The 22,124-nt window shown below is 67.2% G+C and carries 20 protein-coding genes and 1 tRNA gene; 18 read left to right on the plus strand and 3 right to left on the minus strand.

The features are described from left to right. Window positions 1-11 precede the first annotated feature (11 nt). The 16 genes from rlmN (at window position 12) to AC07V5_RS14500 (ending at window position 15,756) form a co-directional block, all read left to right on the plus strand. Window positions 12-1,139: a dual-specificity RNA methyltransferase RlmN gene (rlmN, locus tag AC07V5_RS14425; RefSeq protein ID WP_495116363.1), complete on the plus strand. Its 1,128-nt coding sequence runs from the start codon at window positions 12-14 to the stop codon at window positions 1,137-1,139. Between the two features lie 29 nt (window positions 1,140-1,168). Next, complete coding sequence (pilW, locus tag AC07V5_RS14430; protein WP_495116364.1) at window positions 1,169-1,954, plus strand: type IV pilus biogenesis/stability protein PilW; 786 nt, start codon at window positions 1,169-1,171, stop codon at window positions 1,952-1,954. Window positions 1,955-1,990: 36 nt separating this feature from the next. Continuing rightward, window positions 1,991-2,887, plus strand: coding sequence for a helix-turn-helix domain-containing protein (locus tag AC07V5_RS14435; RefSeq protein ID WP_495116365.1), 897 nt, complete (start codon window positions 1,991-1,993; stop codon window positions 2,885-2,887). Beyond that, window positions 2,887-4,149 (plus strand): flavodoxin-dependent (E)-4-hydroxy-3-methylbut-2-enyl-diphosphate synthase, encoded by a 1,263-nt coding sequence (gene ispG / locus AC07V5_RS14440; RefSeq protein WP_495116366.1) that lies wholly within the window; start codon window positions 2,887-2,889, stop codon window positions 4,147-4,149. The genes AC07V5_RS14435 and ispG overlap by 1 nt, the downstream gene beginning before the upstream one ends. Next, window positions 4,146-5,462 (plus strand): histidine--tRNA ligase, encoded by a 1,317-nt coding sequence (gene hisS, locus AC07V5_RS14445; protein ID WP_495116367.1) that lies wholly within the window; start codon window positions 4,146-4,148, stop codon window positions 5,460-5,462. Before ispG ends, hisS begins: the two co-directional genes overlap by 4 nt. 51 nt (window positions 5,463-5,513) lie before the next feature. Beyond that, window positions 5,514-6,185 carry a YfgM family protein gene (locus AC07V5_RS14450; protein ID WP_495116368.1) on the plus strand — a complete coding sequence of 224 codons (672 nt, stop codon included), beginning with the start codon at window positions 5,514-5,516 and terminating at the stop codon, window positions 6,183-6,185. Further along, window positions 6,182-7,318, plus strand: a complete 1,137-nt coding sequence (bamB, locus tag AC07V5_RS14455) for an outer membrane protein assembly factor BamB (protein WP_495116369.1) — start codon at window positions 6,182-6,184, stop codon at window positions 7,316-7,318. Before AC07V5_RS14450 ends, bamB begins: the two co-directional genes overlap by 4 nt. Next, entirely contained in the window at window positions 7,315-8,652 is a 1,338-nt protein-coding gene (gene der, locus AC07V5_RS14460) for a ribosome biogenesis GTPase Der (RefSeq protein ID WP_495116370.1), read from the plus strand. Before bamB ends, der begins: the two co-directional genes overlap by 4 nt. Window positions 8,653-8,732: 80 nt before the next feature. Next, window positions 8,733-8,975, plus strand: a complete 243-nt coding sequence (gene hfq, locus AC07V5_RS14465) for an RNA chaperone Hfq (RefSeq protein WP_056198163.1) — start codon at window positions 8,733-8,735, stop codon at window positions 8,973-8,975. An 11-nt stretch (window positions 8,976-8,986) separates the two neighbouring features. Beyond that, complete coding sequence (gene hflX / locus AC07V5_RS14470; RefSeq protein WP_495116371.1) at window positions 8,987-10,240, plus strand: GTPase HflX; 1,254 nt, start codon at window positions 8,987-8,989, stop codon at window positions 10,238-10,240. A 47-nt stretch (window positions 10,241-10,287) separates the two neighbouring features. After that, window positions 10,288-11,484 carry an FtsH protease activity modulator HflK gene (hflK, locus tag AC07V5_RS14475; protein ID WP_495116372.1) on the plus strand — a complete coding sequence of 399 codons (1,197 nt, stop codon included), beginning with the start codon at window positions 10,288-10,290 and terminating at the stop codon, window positions 11,482-11,484. A 14-nt stretch (window positions 11,485-11,498) separates the two neighbouring features. Next, window positions 11,499-12,395: a protease modulator HflC gene (gene hflC / locus AC07V5_RS14480; RefSeq protein ID WP_495116373.1), complete on the plus strand. Its 897-nt coding sequence runs from the start codon at window positions 11,499-11,501 to the stop codon at window positions 12,393-12,395. Further along, window positions 12,392-12,574 (plus strand): DUF2065 domain-containing protein, encoded by a 183-nt coding sequence (locus AC07V5_RS14485; protein ID WP_495116374.1) that lies wholly within the window; start codon window positions 12,392-12,394, stop codon window positions 12,572-12,574. The genes hflC and AC07V5_RS14485 overlap by 4 nt, the downstream gene beginning before the upstream one ends. A 74-nt stretch (window positions 12,575-12,648) precedes the next feature. Beyond that, entirely contained in the window at window positions 12,649-13,812 is a 1,164-nt protein-coding gene (locus AC07V5_RS14490; RefSeq protein WP_495116375.1) for an ATP phosphoribosyltransferase regulatory subunit, read from the plus strand. Between the two features lie 44 nt (window positions 13,813-13,856). Further along, window positions 13,857-15,191, plus strand: coding sequence for an adenylosuccinate synthase (locus tag AC07V5_RS14495; RefSeq protein WP_495116376.1), 1,335 nt, complete (start codon window positions 13,857-13,859; stop codon window positions 15,189-15,191). Between the two features lie 43 nt (window positions 15,192-15,234). Next, window positions 15,235-15,756: a phosphoribosyltransferase gene (locus tag AC07V5_RS14500; RefSeq protein ID WP_495116377.1), complete on the plus strand. Its 522-nt coding sequence runs from the start codon at window positions 15,235-15,237 to the stop codon at window positions 15,754-15,756. 200 nt (window positions 15,757-15,956) lie between these two features. Here the strand turns inward: AC07V5_RS14500 and AC07V5_RS14505 are convergent. Continuing rightward, a tRNA-Leu gene (locus AC07V5_RS14505) sits at window positions 15,957-16,041 on the minus strand. Window positions 16,042-16,111: 70 nt separating this feature from the next. Here AC07V5_RS14505 and rnr point away from each other — a divergent pair. Beyond that, on the plus strand, window positions 16,112-18,424 hold the full coding sequence (rnr, locus tag AC07V5_RS14510; RefSeq protein WP_495116378.1) for a ribonuclease R: 2,313 nt from the start codon (window positions 16,112-16,114) through the stop codon (window positions 18,422-18,424). A 9-nt stretch (window positions 18,425-18,433) separates the two neighbouring features. On the opposite strand, the gene AC07V5_RS14515 is transcribed toward rnr, so the two are convergent. Together AC07V5_RS14515 and AC07V5_RS14520 are read right to left on the minus strand one after the other, a co-directional pair. Beyond that, on the minus strand, window positions 18,434-19,786 hold the full coding sequence (locus tag AC07V5_RS14515) for an NAD(P)H-hydrate dehydratase (RefSeq protein ID WP_495116379.1): 1,353 nt from the start codon (window positions 19,784-19,786) through the stop codon (window positions 18,434-18,436). Window positions 19,787-19,796: 10 nt separating this feature from the next. Continuing rightward, window positions 19,797-21,053, minus strand: coding sequence for an NAD(P)/FAD-dependent oxidoreductase (locus AC07V5_RS14520; protein ID WP_495116380.1), 1,257 nt, complete (start codon window positions 21,051-21,053; stop codon window positions 19,797-19,799). 310 nt (window positions 21,054-21,363) lie between these two features. Between AC07V5_RS14520 and rpsB the strand changes: the two genes are divergently transcribed. Next, a complete protein-coding gene (gene rpsB / locus AC07V5_RS14525) occupies window positions 21,364-22,110 on the plus strand; it encodes a 30S ribosomal protein S2 (protein WP_495116381.1) in 747 nt (248 codons plus the stop codon). The last annotated feature ends 14 nt before the right edge of the window (window positions 22,111-22,124 follow it).

Consider the following 22,124-nt stretch of genomic DNA (forward strand, 5'->3'; position numbering starts at 1 on the left):
AGGAAGCTCGTATGGATGCGGTCAACCTGCTCGGTTTGACGAACCTGTTAGGTTTCGATCTGCCAGGCTTGGCCGCCTACTGCGAGCAACTTGGCGAAAAGAAGTTCCGTGCGACCCAGCTGTTCCGATGGATCCACCAGAAAGGCGCGTCGGACTTCGAACAGATGTCCGACCTCGCCAAGTCCTTGCGCGAGAAGCTCAAGGGCCGCGCCCATATCGCGGCGCTGCCAGTCATCTCCGAGCATGTCTCGACTGACGGCACCATCAAGTGGCTGTTCGACGTCGGCGCCGGCAATGCGGTCGAGGCTGTCTTCATTCCCGAGGATGACAGAGGCACGCTGTGCATCTCGAGCCAGGCGGGCTGCGCCGTCGGTTGCCGTTTCTGCTCGACCGGCCACCAAGGCTTCAGCCGCAATCTGAGCACCGCCGAGATCACGGCCCAGCTCTGGTTTGCCGAGCACAACCTGCGCAAGCGCCTCAACACGACGGAGCGCGTCATCTCCAATGTCGTCATGATGGGCATGGGCGAGCCGCTGCAGAACTACGACCAGCTCGTGCCGTCGCTCAAGACCATGCTGGACGACCACGGCTACGGCCTGAGCCGCCGCCGTGTGACGGTCTCGACATCGGGCGTCGTGCCCATGATCGACCGGCTGCGCGATGACTGCCCTGTGGCCATGGCCGTCAGCCTGCACGCGCCGACCGACCCGCTGCGCGACCAGCTCGTGCCGCTGAACAAGAAATACCCCATCGTCGAACTGCTGGACGCCTGCAACCGCTACCTCGACAAGGCGCCGCGCGACTTCATCACCTTCGAGTACTGCATGCTGCAGGAGGTGAACGACTCGCCCGAACAGGCCCACGAGCTGGTGCGTTTGTTGAAGCACAAGGTCAGCTGCAAGATCAATCTGATCCCGTTCAATCCCTTCCCCGCCTCGGGTCTGACACGCAGCACGAACGAGCGCGTGCAGGCCTTTGCCGAGGTGCTGATCCAGGCCGGCATCGTGACGACCGTGCGCAAGACGCGCGGTGACGACATCGACGCCGCCTGCGGCCAGCTCGCGGGTGAGGTGCAGGACCGCACCCGCGCGCATATCCGCATGGTCAGGGCACCCGTGACGGTGGCCAAATCCACGTGACACGCCTTGTGCCGAACGTTGAGGATTTGATGAAGCGACTGCTGACCGTTCTGACCACTGTCCTGCTCGCCGCCTGTGCGGGCACCGGGACCGCGCCGACTGCTGATCGCGAGATCAAGACCGATTCCGACCAGACCGACGCCGATCGCAAAGCCGGCATTCGGCTGGAGCTGGCCCAGGGCTATTTTTCACGTGGGCAATTCAACACCGCGCTGGACGAGCTCAAGATGGCGCTTCAGACCAAGCCCGATATGCGCGAGGCGGTGAACCTGCGGGGCCTGATCTACGCGTCGATGGGTGAGAACCAACTCGCCGAGGACGCTTTCCGGCGCGCGTTGGTCGTCTATCCCAACGACCCCGACACCTTGCACAACTACGGCTGGTTCATGTGCCAGCAAAAGCGCTGGGAGACAGCCGACTCGCTGTTCGACCAGGCCGTGGCTCAGTCTACTTATCGCGCGCCGGCGCGCACGCTGCTCGCCAAGGGTGTCTGCGAAGCCCGCGCCGGACGCCTGCTGGTGGCCGAGAAGACGTTGTCTCGTGCCTTCGAGCTCGACCCCGGCAGCCCGGCCGTCGCCGTCAACCTGTCCGAGGTGCTGTTCCGCAACCGCGAGTTGGAGCGTGCGCGTTTCTACGTGAAGCGCGTCAACGCCCAACCCGACCAGGTCAATGCGCAGAGCTTGTGGTTGCAGCTGCGCATTGAACGCAAGCTCGACAACAACGGCACGGTCGACGACCTGGCCCTGCAGTTGCGCCGCAAGTACCCCCAGGCGCCCGAGACGCAGCTCCTGGACACCGGCCGCTACGACGAATAAGCCGCAACCGCGGCGCACAACAAGAACGACCAGACGATGGAACCCATCTCCGAGGGACGCACCAACCAGGCAGCCACCGCTGGCGCCTGGCTCAGGAATGCGCGCCAGCAACGCGGCCTGCACATCGCGGCGCTGGCCGTGATGCTCAAGGTGCCCCAGGCCAAGCTGGAGGCCCTGGAGGCCGACCGCTTCGACCTGCTGCCCGATGCCACTTTCGCCCGCGCGCTGGCCACGGCCATGTGCCGCGCGCTCAAGGTCGACCCGTCTCCCGTGCTGACCCTGCTGCCGCGCACCGACGGTAGCGGGTTCGACGTGCGCCCGGGCCTGAACCAGCCCTTCCGCGAGCGCGGTGCCGGCCCCATCGACGGTGGCCTGCTGGCTTTTGTCACACGCCCGTTGGTGTGGGGTGCTGCGCTGCTGCTGATCGCGGCGGCAGCCGTCTACTGGATCCCGGCCGGCTGGCTGCCCGAGCGTGGCGACAGCAGCGTCGCGACGGCCGCTTCCGGTGCCGTCGCCGCGAGTGCCGTGCCGGTGGAGTTCGTCGCAGCGCCGCCGGCTGCTTCGGCGCCCGACGTCGTGGCCACGGCACCCGCTTCCGCCCCTGTGCTCAAGCCCGAGCCCATTGCATCCGCGCCGCTGCAGATCCGCGATGTCGCGCCGCCTCCGGCCGTTGCAGCGGTCGCGCCTGCGCCAGCGGGTGAGCCGCTGCGCATCACCGCCACGGCCGACAGCTGGGTCGAGGTGGTCGATGCCAAGGGCCAGATGCTGTTGTCGCGAGTGCTGCGTGTGGGTGAGCAGCAGGAATTCGCCGGTGCCGCGCCCTACAAGCTGCGCATCGGCAACGTCAGCGGCACCAAGCTCGAATGGCGCGGCAGCGCCGTCGACCTAGGCGGCCGCAGCAAGGACAACGTCGCCCGTCTGGAGTTGAATTGATGAGCGGACTGATCATTCCCGAAGCCATGCCGGCACCACGCCGCAGCCGCCAGGCTCGCGTCGTCTGGGGCTCGCGCATCGTCACCGTCGGCGGCGACGCACCGGTGCGTGTGCAATCCATGACCAACACCGACACGGTGGACGCCATCGGCACAGCCATCCAGATCAAGGAGCTGGCCATTGCCGGCTCGGAGATGGTGCGCATCACCGTCAACACGCCCGAAGCGGCGGACGCGGTGCCCTACATCCGCGAGCAGCTCGACCGCATGGGCATCGATGTGCCGCTGGTTGGCGACTTCCACTACAACGGCCACCGCCTGTTGACCGAGCACCCGGCCATGGCGCAAGCCCTGTCCAAGTACCGCATCAACCCCGGCAACGTGGGCAAGGGCGACAAGAAGGACCGCCAGTTCGCCATGATGGTTGAGGCCGCGGCCAAGTACGACAAGGTCGTCCGCATCGGCGTCAACTGGGGCAGCCTGGACCAGGAACTTCTCGCGCAGTTCATGGACGAGAACGCCAAGCGCGCCCAGCCCTGGGACGCCAAGCCGGTCATGTACCAGGCGCTGGTCGAGTCCGCGTTGACCTCGGCCGCTTACGCCGCCGAGCTGGGCCTGAACCCCGACAACATCATCATCAGCTGCAAGGTCAGCGGTGTGCAGGACCTGATCTCGGTCTACCGCGAACTGGCCCGCCGCTGCGACTACGCGCTGCACCTGGGCCTGACCGAAGCCGGCATGGGCACCAAGGGCACGGTGGCCTCCTCCGTTGCGCTGGGCATCCTGGCGCAAGAGGGCATCGGCGACACCATCCGTGTCAGCCTGACGCCCCAGCCGGGCGAGTCGCGCACGCAGGAAGTGGTCGTGGCGCTGGAGATCCTGCAGGCCCTGGGCCTGCGGCATTTCAACCCGAGCGTGACCGCCTGCCCCGGCTGCGGCCGCACCACCAGCACGACCTTCCAGGAGCTGGCCAAGCAGATCGACGACTTCCTGCGCCTGCAGATGCCGGTCTGGCGCGGCAAATACCCGGGCGTCGAGGAGATGAAGGTGGCCGTCATGGGCTGCATCGTCAACGGCCCCGGCGAGAGCAAGCATGCCGACATCGGCATCAGCCTGCCCGGTACCGGCGAGGCGCCGGCGGCGCCCGTCTTTATCGACGGCGTGAAGGCGCTGACACTGCGCGGCGACAACATCGCGGCCGAGTTCCACGCTCTGGTCGAGAACTACATCGAGAAGCGCTTCGGCGCCACAGCTGCTGCATGAGCGACAAGCCCAAGATCCTCCCCGCCGTGAAGGGGATGAACGACATCCTGCCCGCCAGCGTCACCCGCAAGGACAAGCTGCCTAGCAGCGAACTGTGGAGCTGGTTCGAGACCACGCTGCGCCGTGTGCTGTCCAGCTACGGCTACCAGTACATGCTGACGCCCGTCGTCGAGCCCACGGCGCTTTTCGTGCGCGGCCTGGGCGAGGTGACCGACATCGTCGAGAAGGAGATGTATTCCTTCACCGACAGCATGAACGGCGACCAGTTGACGCTGCGCCCGGAGGCGACGGCTGGCATCGTGCGCGCCATGGTCGAGCACAACGCCCTCTACAACGGCCCGCTGCGCCTGTGGACCCTGGGCCCGATGTTCCGCCACGAGCGCCCGCAAAAAGGGCGTTATCGCCAGTTCAACCAGCTCGATGTCGAGGCCCTCGGGTTTGCCGGCCCGGACGTGGATGCCGAGATCATCCTGATGGTGCGCCGCCTGTGGCAGGCGCTGGGCCTGGTTGTCGGCCAGCATCTGCGCCTGGAGCTGAACTCCCTGGGTCAGCCGGCCGAGCGCGCCGCCCACCGCGAAGCGCTCATCAAGCACTTCGAGGCCCATGCCGACAAGCTGGATGAAGACGGCAGGAAGCGCCTGCACAGCAACCCGCTGCGCATCCTGGACAGCAAGAACCCGGTGATGCAGCCCGTCATCGAGGCGGCGCCCAAGCTGATGGATTTCCTCGGCGAAGAGACGCTGGCCCACTTCAATGCCGTGCGCGCCATCCTCGACGCGGCGGGCCTGGAATATCGCGTCAACACGCGCCTCGTGCGCGGCATGGACTACTACAACCTGACCGTCTTCGAATGGGTGACCGACCAGCTCGGCTCCCAGGGCACGGTCTGTGGCGGCGGCCGCTATGACGGCCTGTTCGAGCAGCTCGGTGGCAAGCCGACGCCGGCGGTCGGCTTCGGCCTGGGCATCGAGCGCCTGCTGCTGCTGATCGACGAACTGGGCCTGCCCGTGCCGTCATCGGCACCGCACGCCTACGCCATCCTGCCCGACGCTGCGGCACTGCCCCAGGCCATGCTCGTGCTGGAAGCGCTGCGCGAAGCCGGTGTCAGCGTGCAGATGCATGCCGGCGGCGGCTCCTTCAAATCGCAGTTCAAGAAGGCCGACGCATCGGGTGCCCGCTTCGCATTGGTCTTCGGCGCCGACGAACTGGCGCGCGGTGAAGTGGCGGTCAAGCCGCTTCGTGACGGCACCGAACAGAGCAGCCGCCCGCTCGCCGACGTGGCCACCTGGGCCGCCGATCTCCTCCCCGCATAATCCCGGGCCTCCCGAGCCCTTTATCGTTCAGTTTTTCGCACAGCTTTCCCCATGGCAGCCCATCTCGACCTCGAAGAACAAGAACAACTTGATCAACTCAAAGCGTTCTGGAAGCGCTGGGGCAACCTCATCACCTGGGTGATCACCGCCGCGCTGGCCGCTTTCGCCGCCTGGCAGGGTTGGAACTGGTACCAGCGTGACCAGGCCGCTAAGGCCTCTGCGATGTACGACGAGTTCGACCGCGCGCTGGCCGCGCAAGACCTCGACAAGGCCGCCGGTGCCGCGGGCGACCTGAAGGCCCGCTTTGCCAGCACCAGCTACGCAACCCAGGCCAGCCTGCAGGTCGCCAAGCTGCAGCTCGACAAGGACAAGGCCGACGACGCCAAGCAAAGCCTCACCTGGGTGGCCGAGCATGGCGCCGAGGGTGGCCCCTACCGCGACATCGCCCGCCTGCGCCTGGCCGGCCTGCAGTTCGATGCCAAGGCCTATGACGAAGCCGGTAAGACGCTGGACGCCATCAAGTCCCCCGAGTTCGCCGGCCTCGTCGCCGACCGCCGTGGTGATCTGCTGCTGCTGCAGGACAAGCGCGACGCCGCCAAGGCCGAATATCAGAAGGCGCTCGCCGCGCTGGAGAAGACCCAGGACTACCGTCGCGTCATCGAGGCCAAGCTCGCGACGCTGGGCGTGCCCACCGCCATCGACGCCACCGGAGCCCCGCAATGAGGCGCGCCGTCCTGATTTCGCTGCTGGCCGCATCGCTGGCCGGCTGCTCGACGATCAGCTCGACGTGGAACTCCTGGTTCGGCGACGAGAAGAGCAGGCCTGCTGCGCTGGAAACGCTGTCGGGCCCAGCATCCGGCCGCATCGTCTGGAGCGCCAAGGGCGACAGCATCGGGTTCCCGCTCAGCATCGCGACGCCTGGTGACCGCTTCGTGGTTGCCGGCAGCGACGGCAGCGTGCGCGCGCTGGCCGCTGCCGATGGCCGCGAACTGTGGCGTGGTGACGCTGGCGGCAAGCTCGCGGCGGGCATCGGCAGCGATGGCCGCTTTGCCGCCGTCGTCAACCGCGACAACGAACTCGTCGTGCTGGACAACGGCCGCGTGGCCTGGAAGAAGGCCCTGCCGACGCCCGTCGTCGCTGCGCCGCTGGTGGCCGGCGAACGCGTCTTCGCGCTGACGCTGGACCGTCAGGTCCTCGCCTTCGACGCGCTGGACGGTCGCAAGATCTGGGAACTGAAGCGCCCCGGTGAGCCGTTGACGCTGGCCAAGGCTGGCGTGCTGCTGGCCTACAAGGACACGCTGATCGTCGGCCAAGGCCCGCGCCTGGCCGGTGTCGATCCGGTCAAGGGCCAGTTGCGCTGGGAGGCCAGCGTGGCCACGCCGCGCGGCACCAACGAGGTCGAGCGCCTGGCCGACCTCGTCGGCCCGGCCGTGCGTCAGGGTGAGGTGGTGTGCGCGCGCGCCTTCCAGTCCTCGGTCGGCTGCATCAACGCCGAGCGTGGCAGCGCGCTGTGGAACCGTGTCGTCGGTGGTACCAATGGCATCGGCGCCGACGATCAGGTCGTCGTGGCCGGAGATGCCTCGGACCGCCTTTCTTCCTGGAAGCTGGCCAACGGTGACCTCGCCTGGTCGGCTGACCAGTTCCAGCGTCGCAAGCTCTCCGAGCCCGTGCTGCTGAACAAGCAGGTGCTCATCGGCGATTACGAAGGCCAGCTCCACCTGCTGGATCGCGACACCGGCAAGACCCGTTCGCGCCTGGCCACCGATGGCTCGCCCATCGTCACGATCGCGCTGCAGGGCGGCACGGCGCTCGTCGCGACCAAGAGCGGCGGCCTGTTCGCCGTCAAGGCCGAATGAAACCAGTTATCGCCCTCGTCGGCCGCCCCAATGTGGGCAAGTCGACGCTGTTCAACCGCCTGACGAAGTCGCGCGACGCCATCGTGGCCGACTTCGCCGGCCTGACGCGCGACCGCCATTACGGTGACGGCCGCCTGGGCGATCGCGAGTTCATCTGCATCGACACCGGCGGCTTCGAGCCCGACAGCAGCACGGGCATCGTCAAGGAGATGGCCAAGCAGACGAAGCAGGCCGTGGCCGAGGCCGACGCCGTCATCTTCGTCGTCGACATCCGCCTTGGCCTGTCGGCGCACGACAGCGACATCGCGCGCTATCTGCGCAGCGTCAACAAGCGTGTGCACCTGGCCGTCAACAAGGCCGAGGGCATGACCGAGTCGCCGCTGCTGAATGAGTTCCATGAACTCGGCATGGGCGAGCCGCACCCGATCTCGTCGGCCCACGGCCAAGGCATCCGCAGCCTGTTGGATGCAGTGCTGGAGCCCTTCGAGGACGCCAGCGAAGAGTTCGGCGCCGGGCCTCAGCAGGATGGTGTGATCCGCCTGGCCGTGGCCGGCCGGCCCAATGTGGGCAAGAGCACGCTGATCAACACCTGGCTGGGTGAGGAGCGCCTCGTCGCCTTCGACATGCCGGGCACGACGCGCGATGCAATCTCGGTCGACTTCGAGCGCAATGGCCAGAAGTTCAAGCTCATCGACACGGCTGGCCTGCGTCGCAAGGGCAAGGTGTTCGAGGCCATCGAGAAGTTCTCGGTCGTCAAGACGCTCCAGGCCATTGCCGACGCCCACGTCGTGCTGCTGCTGCTGGACGCGACGCAAGGCGTGACCGACCAGGATGCCCACATCGCCGGCTACATCCTCGACAGCGGTCGTGCGGTGGTGCTGGCTCTCAACAAGTGGGACGCCGTCGACAGCTACCAGCGCGAGACGCTGCAGCGCCAGATCGAGCAGCGGCTGACCTTCTTGAAGTTCGCGCCGATGCACAACATCTCGGCGCTGAAGCGCCAGGGCCTGTCGGCGGTATGGAACTCGCTGGCCGACGCCTACGCCTCGGCCTACCGCAAGATGACGACGCCGGTTCTGACCCGCCTGATCGCCGAGGCCGTCGAGCATCAGCAGCCCAAGCGCTCCGGTGTTTCTCGCCCCAAGATGCGCTATGCCCACCAAGGTGGCCAGAACCCGCCCATCGTCGTCATCCATGGCAACGCGCTGGATGGCGTGACCGAGGTCTACAAGCGCTATCTGGAAGGGCGCATCCGCGCGCACTACAAGCTAGTCGGAACGCCGCTGAAGATCGAGCTACGTTCTTCGAAGAATCCCTTCGACGAAAAGACCTAGGCTGACCCCGGCGCCACGGGGACGCTGTGTTAAGGTCTTACCCGTAGTCCCCTCACCCCCCGATAACTCGGAGCATACCGATGAGCAACAAAGGCCAACTTTTGCAGGACCCCTTTTTGAACCTGCTCCGCAAAGAGCACGTGCCAGTTTCGATCTATCTCGTCAACGGCATCAAGCTCCAGGGCCATATCGAATCCTTTGACCAGTACGTCGTTCTGCTTCGCAACACCGTGACGCAGATGGTCTACAAGCACGCGATCTCGACCGTCGTGCCGGGCCGTGCGGTCAACTTCCACGCTGGCGACGCTCCGGCGGACGCCTGATACCCACCCCCTTGTCCTCGACCTCATCCAACGCCGCGACGCCGCCCTCCGAGGCGGCGCGCGCCATTCTTGTGGGTGTCGATTTCGGTCGACGCAACGCGGCTCAGGGCTTCGACGAAAGCCTGGATGAGCTGGCTCTGCTGGCCGAATCCGCGGGCGACACGCCCGTGGCCAAGGTGATCGCCAGGCGGCCGGCACCCGACGCGGCCCTGTTCGTCGGCTCCGGCAAGGCCGACGAGATCAAGCTGCTCGTGCAGGCCCATCAGGCCCACACGGTGCTGTTCGATCAGGCCATCTCGCCGGCACAGCAACGCAACCTCGAGCGCGTCCTTGGCGTTCCCGTGGCCGACCGCACGGCGCTGATCCTCGAGATCTTTGCAGCCCGCGCTCAGAGCCACGAGGGCAAGCTGCAAGTCGAACTGGCCCGCCTGCAATACCTGGCCACGCGGCTGGTGCGGCGCTGGAGCCACTTGGAGCGCCAGAGCGGCGGCATCGGCATGCGTGGCGGCCCGGGTGAGGCCCAGATCGAGCTGGACCGCCGCATGATCGATGACCGTATCAAGGTCACGAAGGAGCGCCTCAAGCGCGTGCAGCGCCAGCGCGGCACGCAGCGCAAGGCCCGTTCACGCAACGGCGTGTTCAAGGTCTCGTTGGTGGGCTACACGAACGCGGGCAAGAGCACGCTGTTCAACGCACTGACGAAGGCGCGTGCCTACGCCGCCAACCAGCTCTTCGCGACGCTGGACACGACGACGCGCTCGCTCTACCTCGAGCAGGCGGCGGCCAGCGTGTCGCTGTCTGACACCGTCGGCTTCATCCGCGACCTGCCGCACAAGCTCGTCGAGGCCTTCCGGGCCACACTGCAGGAGGCGGCCGATGCCGACTTGCTGTTGCACGTCGTCGATGCCGCCAGCCCCGTGCTGGAAGAGCAGATGGCCGAAGTCGAGCGTGTGCTGGCCGAGATCGGTGCGGCCGATGTGCCGCAAATCATTGTCTACAACAAGCAGGATCTGCTGCCCGAGGATCAGCGCCCGCGCGAGATCGTCGACGCCGTGCTGCGCGCCAACGGCAGCACCGAGCCCTCGCCGCGTGTCTTCGTCAGTTCCCTCGATGGCAGCGGCCTGGCCGAGCTTCGCCAACTGATCGCGACCGCCATGCAGGTCCAGCCCTTGATTCCCGACGAACGAGACCCACGTTTCGACGCTGACCCGTTGCAATCCTCGGACTGCGACGAGCCCTCTTCCTCAGACCCTTCCCAGGCATGAGCAGCACTCCCCATACCCCGTCTCGTAGCCCGTGGGCGCAGCGTCTGATGACGCCGATTGCCCGCGCCGCAGGACGTTTGCTGAACAACGGCCGCAACGACGGCCCGCCCGACCTCGACGAGCTCTGGCGCGATTTCAACCGCAAGCTCTCGGGCATGTTCGGCGGCAAGTCCGGCGGGCCGTCCAGCCCGGGCGGTTCGGGTGGTTCACCCGACATGAAGAGCGCAGGCATCGGCGTGGGGCTCATCGCGGGTGTCGTCGCCTTGGGCTGGTTGGCCAGCGGCTTCTTCATCGTGCAGGAAGGCCAGCAGGGCGTTGTGACGTCCTTCGGCAAGTACAGCAAGACGGTCGAGGCCGGCTTCCAGTGGCGGCTGCCCTATCCCTTCCAGGCGCACGAGATCCAGCCGGTCTCGCAACTGCGCCAGGTCGAGGTCGGCCGCAGCTCGATCGTCGCGGCTACGGGCCTGCGCGATTCGTCCATGCTGACGCAGGACGAGAACATCGTCGACATCCGCTTCACGGTGCAGTTCACGATCCGTGATCTGCGCGACTTCCTGTTCGAGAACCGCGACCCGGAGCAGGCCGTGCTGCTGGCCGCGGAGTCTGCCGTGCGCGAGATCGTCGGCAAGAACACGATGGACTCCGTGCTCTATGAGCAGCGCGACGCCATCGCCACCGATCTGGTCAAGTCCATTCAGGCCCAGCTCGACCGCCTGAAGGCAGGCATCCAGGTCAAGAACGTCAATGTGCAGAGCGTTCAGCCGCCCGAGCAGGTGCAGGCTGCGTTCGAGGACGCGTTCAAGGCCAACGCCAACCGCGAGCAGCTCAAGAACGAGGCTCAGGCCTATGCCAACGACGTGATCCCGCGCGCCCGCGGCGAGTCCGCCAAGCTGCGCGAGCAGTCCGAGGGCTACAAGGCTCGCGTCATCGCGACCGCCGAGGGCGATGCGCAGCGCTTCAAGAGCGTGCTGGCCGAGTACCAGAAGGCGCCGCAGGTCACGCGCGACCGCCTCTACATCGACGCGATGCAGCAGGTCTACACCAATGTCAGCAAGGTCATGGTGGACAGCAAGAGCGGCTCCAACCTGCTCTATCTGCCGCTGGACAAGCTGCTGCAGCAGGGCAGCAGCGGTACGGTGACTGTGTCGCCGCCGCAGCCGACCACCGTGCCTGAGCCACAGACCGTGCCCGCTGCCTCCGACCTGCGCAGCCGTGACAACCAGCGCAGCCGTGACGGCCGCTGATTGAGGATCCTCTCATGAACCGTATTGCCGCCATCCTCGCCGGCGCTATCGTCGTGCTGATGCTGCTGTCGTCGACGCTCTTCATCGTCGACCAGCGCCAGTTCGCCGTCATCTACGCGCTGGGTGAGATCAAGGAAGTTGTTGTCGAGCCGGGCCTGAAGTTCAAGCTGCCACCGCCGCTGCAGAACGTCGTGCTGCTGGACCGTCGCGTGCAGACGCTGGACAGCCCCGAGTCGCGCCCCATCTTCACCGCAGAAAAGAAGAGTCTGGTCATCGACTGGCTCATCAAGTGGCGCATCACCGAGCCGCGCCAGTTCATCCGCAACAACGGGGCGGACATCCGCAACGTCGAGAACCGTCTTGCTCCCATCGTGCAGGCGGCTTTCAATGAGGAAGTAACCAAGCGCACCGTCATCGCCGTGCTGTCCGCCGAGCGCGAGAAGGTCATGAACGACGTGCGCAAGCGCCTCGCCGACGAAGCCAAGCAGTTCGGCATCGAGGTGGTCGACGTGCGTATCAAGCGTGTTGACTTCGCGTCCACCATCACCGACTCGGTCTACCGCCGCATGGAGTCCGAGCGCAAGCGCGTGGCCAACGAGACGCGCTCGACCGGGTCGGCAGAGGGCGAGAAGATCCGCGCGGACGCCGACCGCCAGCGCGAAATCATCGTTGCCGAGGCCTACCGCGACGCGCAGCTGATCAAGGGTGAGGGCGATGCCAAGGCTTCGGCCTTGTACGCTGAAGCCTTCGGTCGCGACCCGCAGTTCGCGCAGTTCTACCGTTCGCTGGAAGCCTATCGCGTGAGCTTCCGCAGCAAGAGCGACGTCATGGTCGTCGACCCGGGCAGTGAGTTCTTCAAGGCCATGCGGGGTTCCGGTTCCGCGCCTGCAGCCGCACCTGCGCATAAGTGAACGAGCTGCTCACCGCGCTTGCGCTGGTGATGATCATCGAGGGGCTGATGCCCCTGATCAGCCCGGCGCGCTGGCGTGAGGTCTTCAGCCGCATCCTCGCCTTGAGCGATGGCCAGATCCGCTTCATCGGGCTGGGCAGCATTCTGATGGGCCTGCTCGCGCTGCTCTGGTTGCGCTGATCCGAACGCTCATCTGAGGCCTGAGGCGGGGAGGGCACCGGTACAATGCCGTTTTTAACCGCCTGCCTTCGCCCATGTCCTCTGCTTGGCTGTTGCCCGAGCACATTGCCGATGTCCTGCCTTCGCAGGCGCGCCGCATCGAAGAGCTGCGCCGAGAGCTGCTCGACATGGCCCGCAGCTACGGCTGCGAGCTGGTCATCCCGCCTCTGCTTGAGTACCTGGATTCGCTGCTGTCCGGCACGGGCAGCGGCTCCGACATCAAGCTCTTCAAGTTGGTTGACCAGCTTTCTGGCCGGTCCCTGGGGCTGCGCGCCGACACGACGCCGCAAGTCGCCCGCATCGACGCTCATCTGCTGAACCGCCTGGGCGTGACCCGGCTGTGCTACTGCGGCCCCGTGGCGCACACACGGCCGGACGGCCTCAACACCAGCCGCGAGCCTCTGCAGTTCGGTGTCGAGATCTATGGCCACGCAGGCCTGGAAGCCGACCTCGAAGTTCATGAGCTGGCGTTGGATGCGCTGCGCCGCGCCGGCTTGAGTGACGTCATGCTGGACCTGGGTGACGCGCGGCTGCTGCAAGGCGTGCTCGACGGCGTCAAGCTCAGTGCCGAGGCTCTGGAGGCGCTGACCGCGGCGCTGGCCTCAAAGGATCTCGCGGCGCTGTCGGCACTGAGTGCCGAGATGCCGGCCGTCGCGCGCGACGCGCTGCTGGCCCTGCCCAGCCTGTTCGGCGGCCGCGAGGTGCTGGCCGAGGCCGCGCGCCGACTGCCCGACCATCCCCTCGTCAAGGCCGCACTGGCCGACCTGGACTGGCTGGCCGGCCATCTGGCTGCTGTCCACCCCGAGGTGGCGCTGGGCTTCGACCTGGCTGACCTGCAGGGCTACGCCTACTACACCGGCATCCGCTTCGCTGCCTTCGCCTCGGGTTGCTCCGATGCTGTGCTGCGTGGCGGGCGCTACGACGAGGTTGGCGCCGCCTTCGGCCGCCGCCGGCCAGCCGTTGGCTTCAGCCTGGACCTGAAGACGCTGGTGACGCTGGCGCCCGTGTCGCCGCTGCGCGCCGCCGTGCGCGCCCCCTGGGGTGACGATGCCTCGTTGCGCCAGGCCGTGCGTGCGCTGCGTGAGCAGGGCGAGACGGTGGTTTGCGTGCTCCCGGGGCACGAGCAAGAGGCCGATGAATTTGACTGTGATCGCGAACTGGTTCGCGAGCACACTGATTGGGTCGTCCGGGCGCTCTGAGCGCCGGCGACCCTTCCTAATCTAAAGCTAAGCAGGCAAACAAGATGCAGAGCCAAACCGCGCGTGGACGCAATGTAGTCGTCGTCGGCACCCAATGGGGCGACGAGGGCAAGGGCAAGGTCGTGGACTGGATGACGGATCACGCCCAGGGCGTGGTGCGCTTCCAAGGCGGCCACAACGCGGGCCATACGCTCGTGATCAAGGGCGTGAAGACCGCGCTGCAGCTGATCCCCAGCGGCATCATGCGAGACGGTGTGGCCTGCTACATCGGCAACGGCGTGGTGGTGGACCCGACTCATCTGCTGACCGAGATCGAGCGCCTGGAAGCCGCCGGCGTCGAGGTGCGTTCGCGCCTCTTCATCAGCGAATCCTGCCCGCTGATCCTGCCCTTCCACGTCGCTGTGGACAAGGCGCGCGAGCAACTGCGCGAGACCAGCGGCAGCGGCAAGATCGGCACGACGGGCAAGGGCATCGGCCCGGCCTACGAGGACAAGGTCGCCCGCCGCGCGCTGCGCGCCCAGGACCTGAAGCACCCCGAGCGCTTCGCCAAGAAGCTGCGCGAGCTGCTGGAGCTGCACAACTTCGCGCTGGCCGGCTACCTGCATGGCGAGACGCTGGCCTTCGAGCCCATCTTCGAGCAGGCCATGAAGATGGCCGAGGCGATCAAGCCCATGCTGGCCGACGTCGGCTACATGATCCACAAGGCGAGCAAGGCCGGCGCCAACATCCTGTTCGAGGGTGCCCAGGGCACGCTGCTGGACATCGATCACGGCACCTACCCCTACGTCACCTCCAGCAACTGCGTGGCCGGCAACGCCGCCGCCGGCGCTGGCGTGGGCCCGCAGATGCTGCACTACATGCTGGGCATCACCAAGGCCTACACGACGCGTGTCGGCTCCGGCCCGTTCCCGACCGAACTCGACTGGGAAGAGCCCGGCACGGTGGGCTACCACCTGTCCACCGTCGGCCAGGAGCGCGGCACCGTCACCGGCCGCGCGCGCCGCTGCGGCTGGCTGGACGCCGCCGCGCTGAAGCGCTCCATCATCATCAACGGCATCACGGGCCTGTGCCTGACCAAGCTCGACGTGCTGGACGGCCTGAGCGAGATCAAGATGTGCGTGGGCTACGAGCTCGATGGCCGCCAGCTCGACATCCTGCCGCTGGACGCCGATGAAATCGACGCCTGCACGCCGATCTTCGAAACCTTCCCTGGCTGGACCGAAACGTCCTTTGGCGTCACGTCCTGGGATGCACTGCCGGCCAACGCGCGCAGCTACCTGAAGCGAGTCGAGGAAGTCATCGGCGCGCCCATCGACATGGTCTCGACCGGCCCGGACCGCGAACACACCATCGTGCTGCGCCATCCCTATTCAGCCTGATTCGCCTGACACTTCAAACCTACTCGACGGAGACCCCGCCACCATGCTGACTGACGACGGCAAACACCTCTACGTGTCCTGGGACGAGTACCACCTGCTGACCGAGCGTCTCGCGCTCAAGGTGCACGCCTCCGGCTGGCAGTTCGACCAGATCCTCTGTCTGGCCCGCGGCGGCATGCGTCCGGGCGACGTGCTGTCGCGCGTGTTCGACAAGCCGCTGGGCATCATGTCCACCAGCTCCTACCGCGCCGAGGCCGGCACCATTCAGGGCCGCCTGGACCTGGCCAAGTACATCACCATGCCCAAGGGTGAACTGGCGGGCCGCGTGCTGTTGGTGGACGATTTGGCGGATTCTGGCGTCACGCTGAAGGCCGTGGTCGAGCGCCTGCGTGGCATGCCGTCCATCCAGGAACTGCGCTCGGCTGTCATCTGGACGAAGAAGGTCTCGGCCTACACACCGGACTACTACTGCGAGATGCTGGAGACCTCGCCCTGGATCCATCAGCCGTTCGAAGAGTACGACGGCATGGGGCCGGAGTTGCTGGCGAAGAAGTTCGCCGTTTGAATCGACTGAAGATGGGTGTCAGGCCAGACTCGCCGAAGCGCCCATCCAGGGTGCATCGGTGGGGCCCCGGTCACGCAGATGCGACCCTGGCTTGGAGCGCGGCTTCAAGCCTTTTCCGTCCTGTCATGATGTCCGCCGGACATCGCTTCCTGAGCCACAAACGACAAAGGCCAGCACTTTCGTGCTGGCCTTCTTTGTTTTGGTGCCCAGGAGAGGACTCGAACCTCCACGGAGTTACCCGCTAGTACCTGAAACTAGTGCGTCTACCAATTCCGCCACCTGGGCAAGGTGCTCAAGACTTCCGTAAAGAAGAACTTGGCCGTTTCAGGAAAGCTAGGATCATATCATCAAAAACTTGAAGAACACAAACTCCTCGCCTACGGGCGACGGCGCGGGCCCGCTCGGCGAGGTTGAGGGCACGCTGCAAGGCCATCGGGACGGCCATGGTTTCCTGATCCCCGACGACGGCTCCGCCGACATCTACCTGTCCTCACAGGAGACGCACGCCGTCATGCACGGCGACCGCCTGCGCGTGCGCATCGTGCGCTTGGACAAGCGTGGCCGGCCCGAGGGCCGCGTGCTCGAGATCCTCGAGCGCAAGAAGCGCCCGCTGATCGGCCGGCTGCTGCTGGAGTCGGGCATCTGGCTCGTCGCGCCCGAGGACCGGCGCATGGGCCAGGACATCCTCATTCCCAAGAACGGCATCGCCAACGCGACTGCGGGCCAGGTCGTTGCCGTCGAGCTGACCGAGCCGCCCTCGCTGTACTCGCAGCCAGTCGGCCGCGTCGTCGAGGTGCTGGGCGAAATCGACGACCCCGGCATGGAGATCGAGATCGCCGTGCGCAAGTACGACGTGCCGCACCGCTTCAGCCCCGACACGCTCACGCAGAGCGCCAAGCTGCCCGAGAAGTTGCGCGCGGCCGACCTCAAGAACCGCATCGACCTGCGCGACGTGCCCTTGGTGACGATCGACGGCGAGGATGCGCGCGACTTCGACGACGCCGTCTACTGCGAGCCGCACAAGCAGGGGCGCGGCAAGAATGCCTTCCAGGGCTGGCGCCTGCTGGTGGCGATCGCCGATGTGTCGCACTACGTGAAGCCCGGTGAGCCGCTGGACGCCGACGCCTACGAGCGCGCCACCTCGGTCTACTTCCCGCGCCGTGTCATCCCGATGCTGCCGGAGAAGCTGTCCAACGGCCTTTGCTCGCTGAACCCGTACGAAGACCGGCTCAGCATGGTCTGCGACATGCTCGTGTCCACCGACGGCACGGTCGCGGCCTACCAGTTCTACCCGGCGGTGATCTGCTCGCACGCACGCTTCACCTACACCGAGGTCGCGGCTGTCCTGGCCAACACCCATGGCCCCGAGGCGGCCAAGCGCCGCGAGCTGGTGCCGCATCTGCTGCATCTGCACGAGGTCTATCGCGCGCTGCTGTCCGAGCGTGGTCGGCGTGGCGCCATTGACTTTGAGACCACCGAGACGCAGATCGTCTGCGACGACAACGGCCGCATCGAGAAGATCATCCCGCGCACGCGCAACGACGCGCACCGGTTGATCGAGGAGGCCATGCTGGCCGCCAACACCTGCTCGGCAGACTTCATCCAGTCGTCCAAGCATCACGCGTTGTTCCGTGTGCACGAAGGCCCCACGCCCGAGAAGCGCACGACGCTGCAGGCCTATCTGCGCTCGCTGGGCATTGGCATGGGTATCTCCGACGACCCAACGCCGCGCGAGTACCAGGCCATCGCGCAGTCCACCAAGGACCGCCCCGACGCGCAGCAGATCCACACCATGCTGCTGCGCTCCATGCAGCAGGCCATTTACACCGGCACCAACTCCGGCCACTTCGGGTTGGCCTATCCGGCCTATACCCACTTCACGAGCCCGATCCGGCGCTACCCCGACCTGCTGGTCCACCGCGTCATCAAGGCCTTGCTGACCAACAAGCGCTACACGCTGGACGCGGCCAAGATGAACGTGCCGCAGGCGCCCAAGCGCCCAGGCCGTGCGGCCCCTCCCAATCCCGCTGACGCCCGCAACGAATCCGAGCGTTGGGAGGTCGTCGGCGCGCACTGCAGCGCCAACGAACGCCGTGCCGACGAGGCCAGCCGCGACGTCGAAGCCTGGCTGAAGTGCCGCTACATGCGCGACCGTCTCGGCGAGGAGTTCGCCGGCACCGTCAGCGCGGTCACGTCCTTCGGGCTTTTCGTGCAGCTCGATGCCCTCTACGTCGAAGGCCTCGTCCACATCACCGAGCTCGGCGGCGAGTACTACCGCTTCGACGAGGTGCGCCAGGAGCTGCGTGGCGAGCGCACCGGCATCCGCTACGCCACCGGCGCACGCGTGCAGGTGCAGGTCAGCCGCGTCGACCTGGATGGCCGCCGCATCGACTTCCGCCTGGTGCGTGACAGCAATGAGTCGCGGGTGCCGAGCCGTGGCGCTGCGGCGAAGTCGTCCGGCAAGCCGCCGGCCAAGAAGCGCGCGCCAAAGACCGCCGTCGAGGCGTTGGACGACGTGCGCCAGACGGATCGCGACGTGAAGCAGAGCCGCAAGGCCGTCGTCGCGTCCCTGCACCCCGTCAAGGCGGCGCAGCAGGCCGCTAAACGGGCAGCAAGCAAGGCGTCCAAGAAGACTGCAACCAAGGCGGCGCCGCGCAAGCGCCGCTAGGAGGCCCCGTCAGCGCTGTGCGGCCAGGCGTTCGATGAGATCGCCGGCGCGCAGCGTGCCCTCCACCTCGCCGGCGCGGCCGTGGGCGTCCACGCCGGCGCAGGCGATGGCATGCGCCTCCGATGCCGGCTGCTGCGCCCAGAGGCCGGCTAGCCAGCCGGCCAGCACGTCACCGCTGCCGGCCGTGGCCAGCGCAGGCCCGCCGCTGGCGCAGATCGCCGGCCGCTTGCCGGGCGACGCGATGACGCTGCCCGAGCCCTTGAGCACGACGGTGCAGTTCAGCCGCCGGGCCAACTCGCCGGCGGCGGCCAGCCGGTCGGCTTGCAGGCTCGCCGTGCTCATGCCCAGTAGGCGCGCGGCTTCGAGCGGGTGTGGCGTCAGCAGCGTGGAACCCGCAGGGCGTGCGCGCACTAGGTCCTGCAGCGTGGTGTCGGCGGCGATGGCATTCAGCGCGTCGGCGTCGAGCACCAGGCGTGGCAACCTCCGCAGCAGCCCTGGCAGGGCTGCCGCAATGCCCGGCCCGGCGCCGCAACCGATGACGCCGATGGCGCTGGGCAGGTCGTTCAGCCGGCCGCGCATCAGCTCGGGCCGGCCGGGGTCGGCGGCTTCGTCCGCCGCAAGCCCCAGCAGATCGACATAGACCCGTCCCGCACCGCAGGCCAGGGCCGCGCGCGCGGCCAGCCGTGCGGCGCCCTGCATGCCCGGCGCACCGCCCATCACCAGCACCTGGCCATGGCTGCCCTTGTGGCTGGTCGGGCCTCGAGCCGGTGCGGCCGTGGGCCCGAGCAGTTCGGCCGTGGGCGGCTCGTCCGGCGCGATGCCCAGGTTATCGAACCAGATGCGGCCGCAATGCGCCCGGCCCTCGCCGGTGAACAGGCCGGGCTTGAGCGTCAGCAGCGTCAGCGTGTGGCCGGCGCACACCGCACGCCCGCCGGCGGGCTGCCCGGTGTCGGCGAGCAGGCCGCTGGGCAGGTCGACGGCCAGGATGGGTGCGCCGCAGCCCTCCATCGCGGCGAACGTGGCCAGTATCTCGGCCGACGGTGCGCGGTTCAGGCCCAAGCCGAGCAGGGCGTCGATGACGAGGGAAGGGCTCTGCGGTGCCGCATGGCCGATGTGGACGGGTAGCCCATGCGCCATGAGCCGGCGAGCCGCCACCTGGCCATCACCGCCGTTGTTGCCGGGGCCGCAGGCGACCCAGACCGGGCCTTCACCCCGTCGCAGTGCCAGCGCCAGCTTGGCGACGGCCAGGCCGGCCCTTTCCATCAGGTCGGGTGAGTGAACGAGGGCGCGTGTCTCGATGCGCCGGCTGGCGGCGACGTTGAACAGCGGCAGCGTGGCGGTCGTGGGCAGCAGCGCGTGCATGCCCATGAGCTTAGGCCAGGCGCTGGGCGCCCAGCGCGCCGATGTCGAGCACGGGTGTTTGACCCGCCACCTGCTGGGCCAGTGCCTGGGCGGCGCCGCAGGCCAGGCCCCAGCCCCAACCGCCGGGCGACAGGTTCAGCCACAGGCCGGCACGGCCGCTGGCGCCGAGCACCGGCAGGCCGTCGGCCGCGAGCGCGCGCCGGCTTTGCCCATGCTGGACCTGGCTGTGCAGCACTGAACCCGGGAACCAGTGCTGCAGGCCCCGATGCAAGGCCTCGAAGTCGGTTGCGGCCTTGGCCCCGGCGCTGGTGACGCTCAACCCGCCGGTCACGCGCACGCGCTGGCCGGTGCGGGTGACGGCCAGGCCCAGCGTGGGGTCGACCCAGGCGGCCTTGGGGCCGAGGTCGGGATGGGCCTCTAGCAGTCGCAAGGGTGCGGTGACCGAGGTTTCATGCTGGGCGGCGAGCGGCAAGCGCCGGCCGAGCAGGTGGATGGCATCCAGCCCGTTGCACATCACGACGGCATCGAAGCGCTCATCCATGGCGTCAAGAGCTTGCGGCAGCGTGTCGCCGGCTTCGTGTTCGGCGCCGTTGACGCGTGTGGGTGCTTCAGGCGGTGGCGTGTATTCGTGGCGCAGCGTCAGCCCTGCGCCGTCCGTGGCGATGGCGCGCACGGTCGTGTGGAAACGAAATTCAGCGCCCAGGCGTTGGGCCTGCTGGCGGAGCTGCTGGGCGAACAACCGAGCATTGCCGGTGCCACCGTAGGCGACGGCGAGCGCGCCAGCCAGCGTTGCGTCGGCGTTCAGCCCGGGCTCGCGACGGCGTGCCTGTTCCGCGTCCATCAGTTCGACCAGCAGGCCCAGGGCCTTCCAGCCCTCCAGCCTGGCCTCCGCTGCGGCGACGCGTCGGGCATCGGTCAGCGCAATGAGCAGGCCGCTGGCCGCTTCGTCTTCGAGGCCCAGGCCGTGGCGCAGCTCCGCGGTGCGGGCCAGGCCGAGCTGGCTCAGCGCGGCCAGCGCCGAGGCAGCGTCACCGCCGCGCCGGCCGGCACGCCAACGTCGCCAACGCCAGGCGAGTGGGGCGGGCGTTGTTGACTCGGCCAGTTGGGGCAGAAAGGGGGAGAGCAGAGCGCTGCCGGCAAAGCTGGCCTGCTCGGCGACGCTGCCGCCGCGCTCGAACACCTGGACCTGGCAGCCCAGGAGGGCCAGTTCATAGGCCGTCGCCACACCGGCGAGGCCGGCGCCTACCACCGCGACGCGGCGGCTCAAGCGCTCACCCGGCGGGAACTGTTGGCGGTCAGGCAGGCGGCCGCGGTGAAGCGGCGTCGGCGGGGAAGGGCCATGGATTGTGTATACTCTGCGGGTTTTGCCGGGGGGCTCAGCGCTTTTTCAGCGCTCTGGGCCTCGGCAGAACGGTTGTGAGGGTGTCGTGGCTGAAATGTTCGGTCGCCACCTTTGCAGCAAATCGCAAACCGGCCACGCAAAGGTGTTGTGGTTTGCGGCGTCAGGAAACATAGGTTTCCAGATGCTGCAGCGCAATTCGGGCCGGATTTTAGACACAACCTTCGGAGTAAGACCCATGTCTGTCACGATGCGCGAGATGCTGGAAGCCGGTGTCCATTTCGGTCACCAAACCCGCTTCTGGAACCCCAAGATGGCCCCGTATATCTACGGCCATCGCAACAAGATCCACATCATCAACCTGGAAAAGACGCTGCCCGCGTTCCAGGATGCCCTGAAGTTCGTCCGCTCGCTGGCTGCCAAGCGCGGCACGATCCTGATGATCGGCACGAAGCGTCAGGCCCGTGAGGTTGTCGCCTCGGAAGCCCTGCGCGCCGGCATGCCCTACGTCGATGCCCGTTGGCTCGGCGGCATGATGACCAACTTCAAGACGGTCAAGACGTCCCTCAAGAACCTGAAGGATATGCAGGCCCAGATCGACGCCGGCACCCAGCCCGCGATCAAGAAGGAAGCGCTGATGTTCCAGCGTGACATCGCCAAGCTGGAAAAGAACATCGGCGGCATCCAGGACATGACCGCGCTGCCCGACGCGATCTTCGTCATCGACGTCGGCTATCACAAGATTGCCGTCGCCGAAGCCAAGAAGCTCGGCATCCCCGTCATCGGCGTGGTGGACACGAACCACTCGCCCGTGGGCATCGACTACGTCATCCCCGGCAACGACGACTCGGCCAAGGCTGTGGCTCTGTACGCCCGCGCCATCGCTGACGCCGTGCTCGAAGGCAAGGCCAACGCCACGAACGAAGTGCTGGCTGCGGTTGCCCCGGCCGGCGACGAGTTCGTCGAGGTCTCCGAAGAGGCCTGAGCCCTTTCGACCCC

It is taken from the genome of Roseateles sp. GW821-FHT02E12 (assembly GCF_059421665.1).

What these genes read in the sequence shown, in the direction of transcription:
- AC07V5_RS14450 (WP_495116368.1), top strand. Translation starts at nt 5,514, where the DNA reads ATGGCAGCCCATCTCGACCTCGAAGAACAAGAACAACTTGATCAACTC.
- der (WP_495116370.1), top strand. Translation starts at nt 7,315, where the DNA reads ATGAAACCAGTTATCGCCCTCGTCGGCCGCCCCAATGTGGGCAAGTCG.
- rpsB (WP_495116381.1), top strand. Translation starts at nt 21,364, where the DNA reads ATGTCTGTCACGATGCGCGAGATGCTGGAAGCCGGTGTCCATTTCGGT.
- ispG (WP_495116366.1), top strand. Translation starts at nt 2,887, where the DNA reads ATGAGCGGACTGATCATTCCCGAAGCCATGCCGGCACCACGCCGCAGC.
- hflK (WP_495116372.1), top strand. Translation starts at nt 10,288, where the DNA reads ATGACGCCGATTGCCCGCGCCGCAGGACGTTTGCTGAACAACGGCCGC.
- AC07V5_RS14515 (WP_495116379.1), bottom strand. Translation starts at nt 19,786, where the DNA reads ATGCACGCGCTGCTGCCCACGACCGCCACGCTGCCGCTGTTCAACGTC.
- AC07V5_RS14500 (WP_495116377.1), top strand. Translation starts at nt 15,235, where the DNA reads ATGCTGACTGACGACGGCAAACACCTCTACGTGTCCTGGGACGAGTAC.
- bamB (WP_495116369.1), top strand. Translation starts at nt 6,182, where the DNA reads ATGAGGCGCGCCGTCCTGATTTCGCTGCTGGCCGCATCGCTGGCCGGC.
- pilW (WP_495116364.1), top strand. Translation starts at nt 1,169, where the DNA reads ATGAAGCGACTGCTGACCGTTCTGACCACTGTCCTGCTCGCCGCCTGT.
- AC07V5_RS14490 (WP_495116375.1), top strand. Translation starts at nt 12,649, where the DNA reads ATGTCCTCTGCTTGGCTGTTGCCCGAGCACATTGCCGATGTCCTGCCT.
- rlmN (WP_495116363.1), top strand. Translation starts at nt 12, where the DNA reads ATGGATGCGGTCAACCTGCTCGGTTTGACGAACCTGTTAGGTTTCGAT.
- hfq (WP_056198163.1), top strand. Translation starts at nt 8,733, where the DNA reads ATGAGCAACAAAGGCCAACTTTTGCAGGACCCCTTTTTGAACCTGCTC.
- AC07V5_RS14495 (WP_495116376.1), top strand. Translation starts at nt 13,857, where the DNA reads ATGCAGAGCCAAACCGCGCGTGGACGCAATGTAGTCGTCGTCGGCACC.
- hflC (WP_495116373.1), top strand. Translation starts at nt 11,499, where the DNA reads ATGAACCGTATTGCCGCCATCCTCGCCGGCGCTATCGTCGTGCTGATG.
- AC07V5_RS14435 (WP_495116365.1), top strand. Translation starts at nt 1,991, where the DNA reads ATGGAACCCATCTCCGAGGGACGCACCAACCAGGCAGCCACCGCTGGC.
- hisS (WP_495116367.1), top strand. Translation starts at nt 4,146, where the DNA reads ATGAGCGACAAGCCCAAGATCCTCCCCGCCGTGAAGGGGATGAACGAC.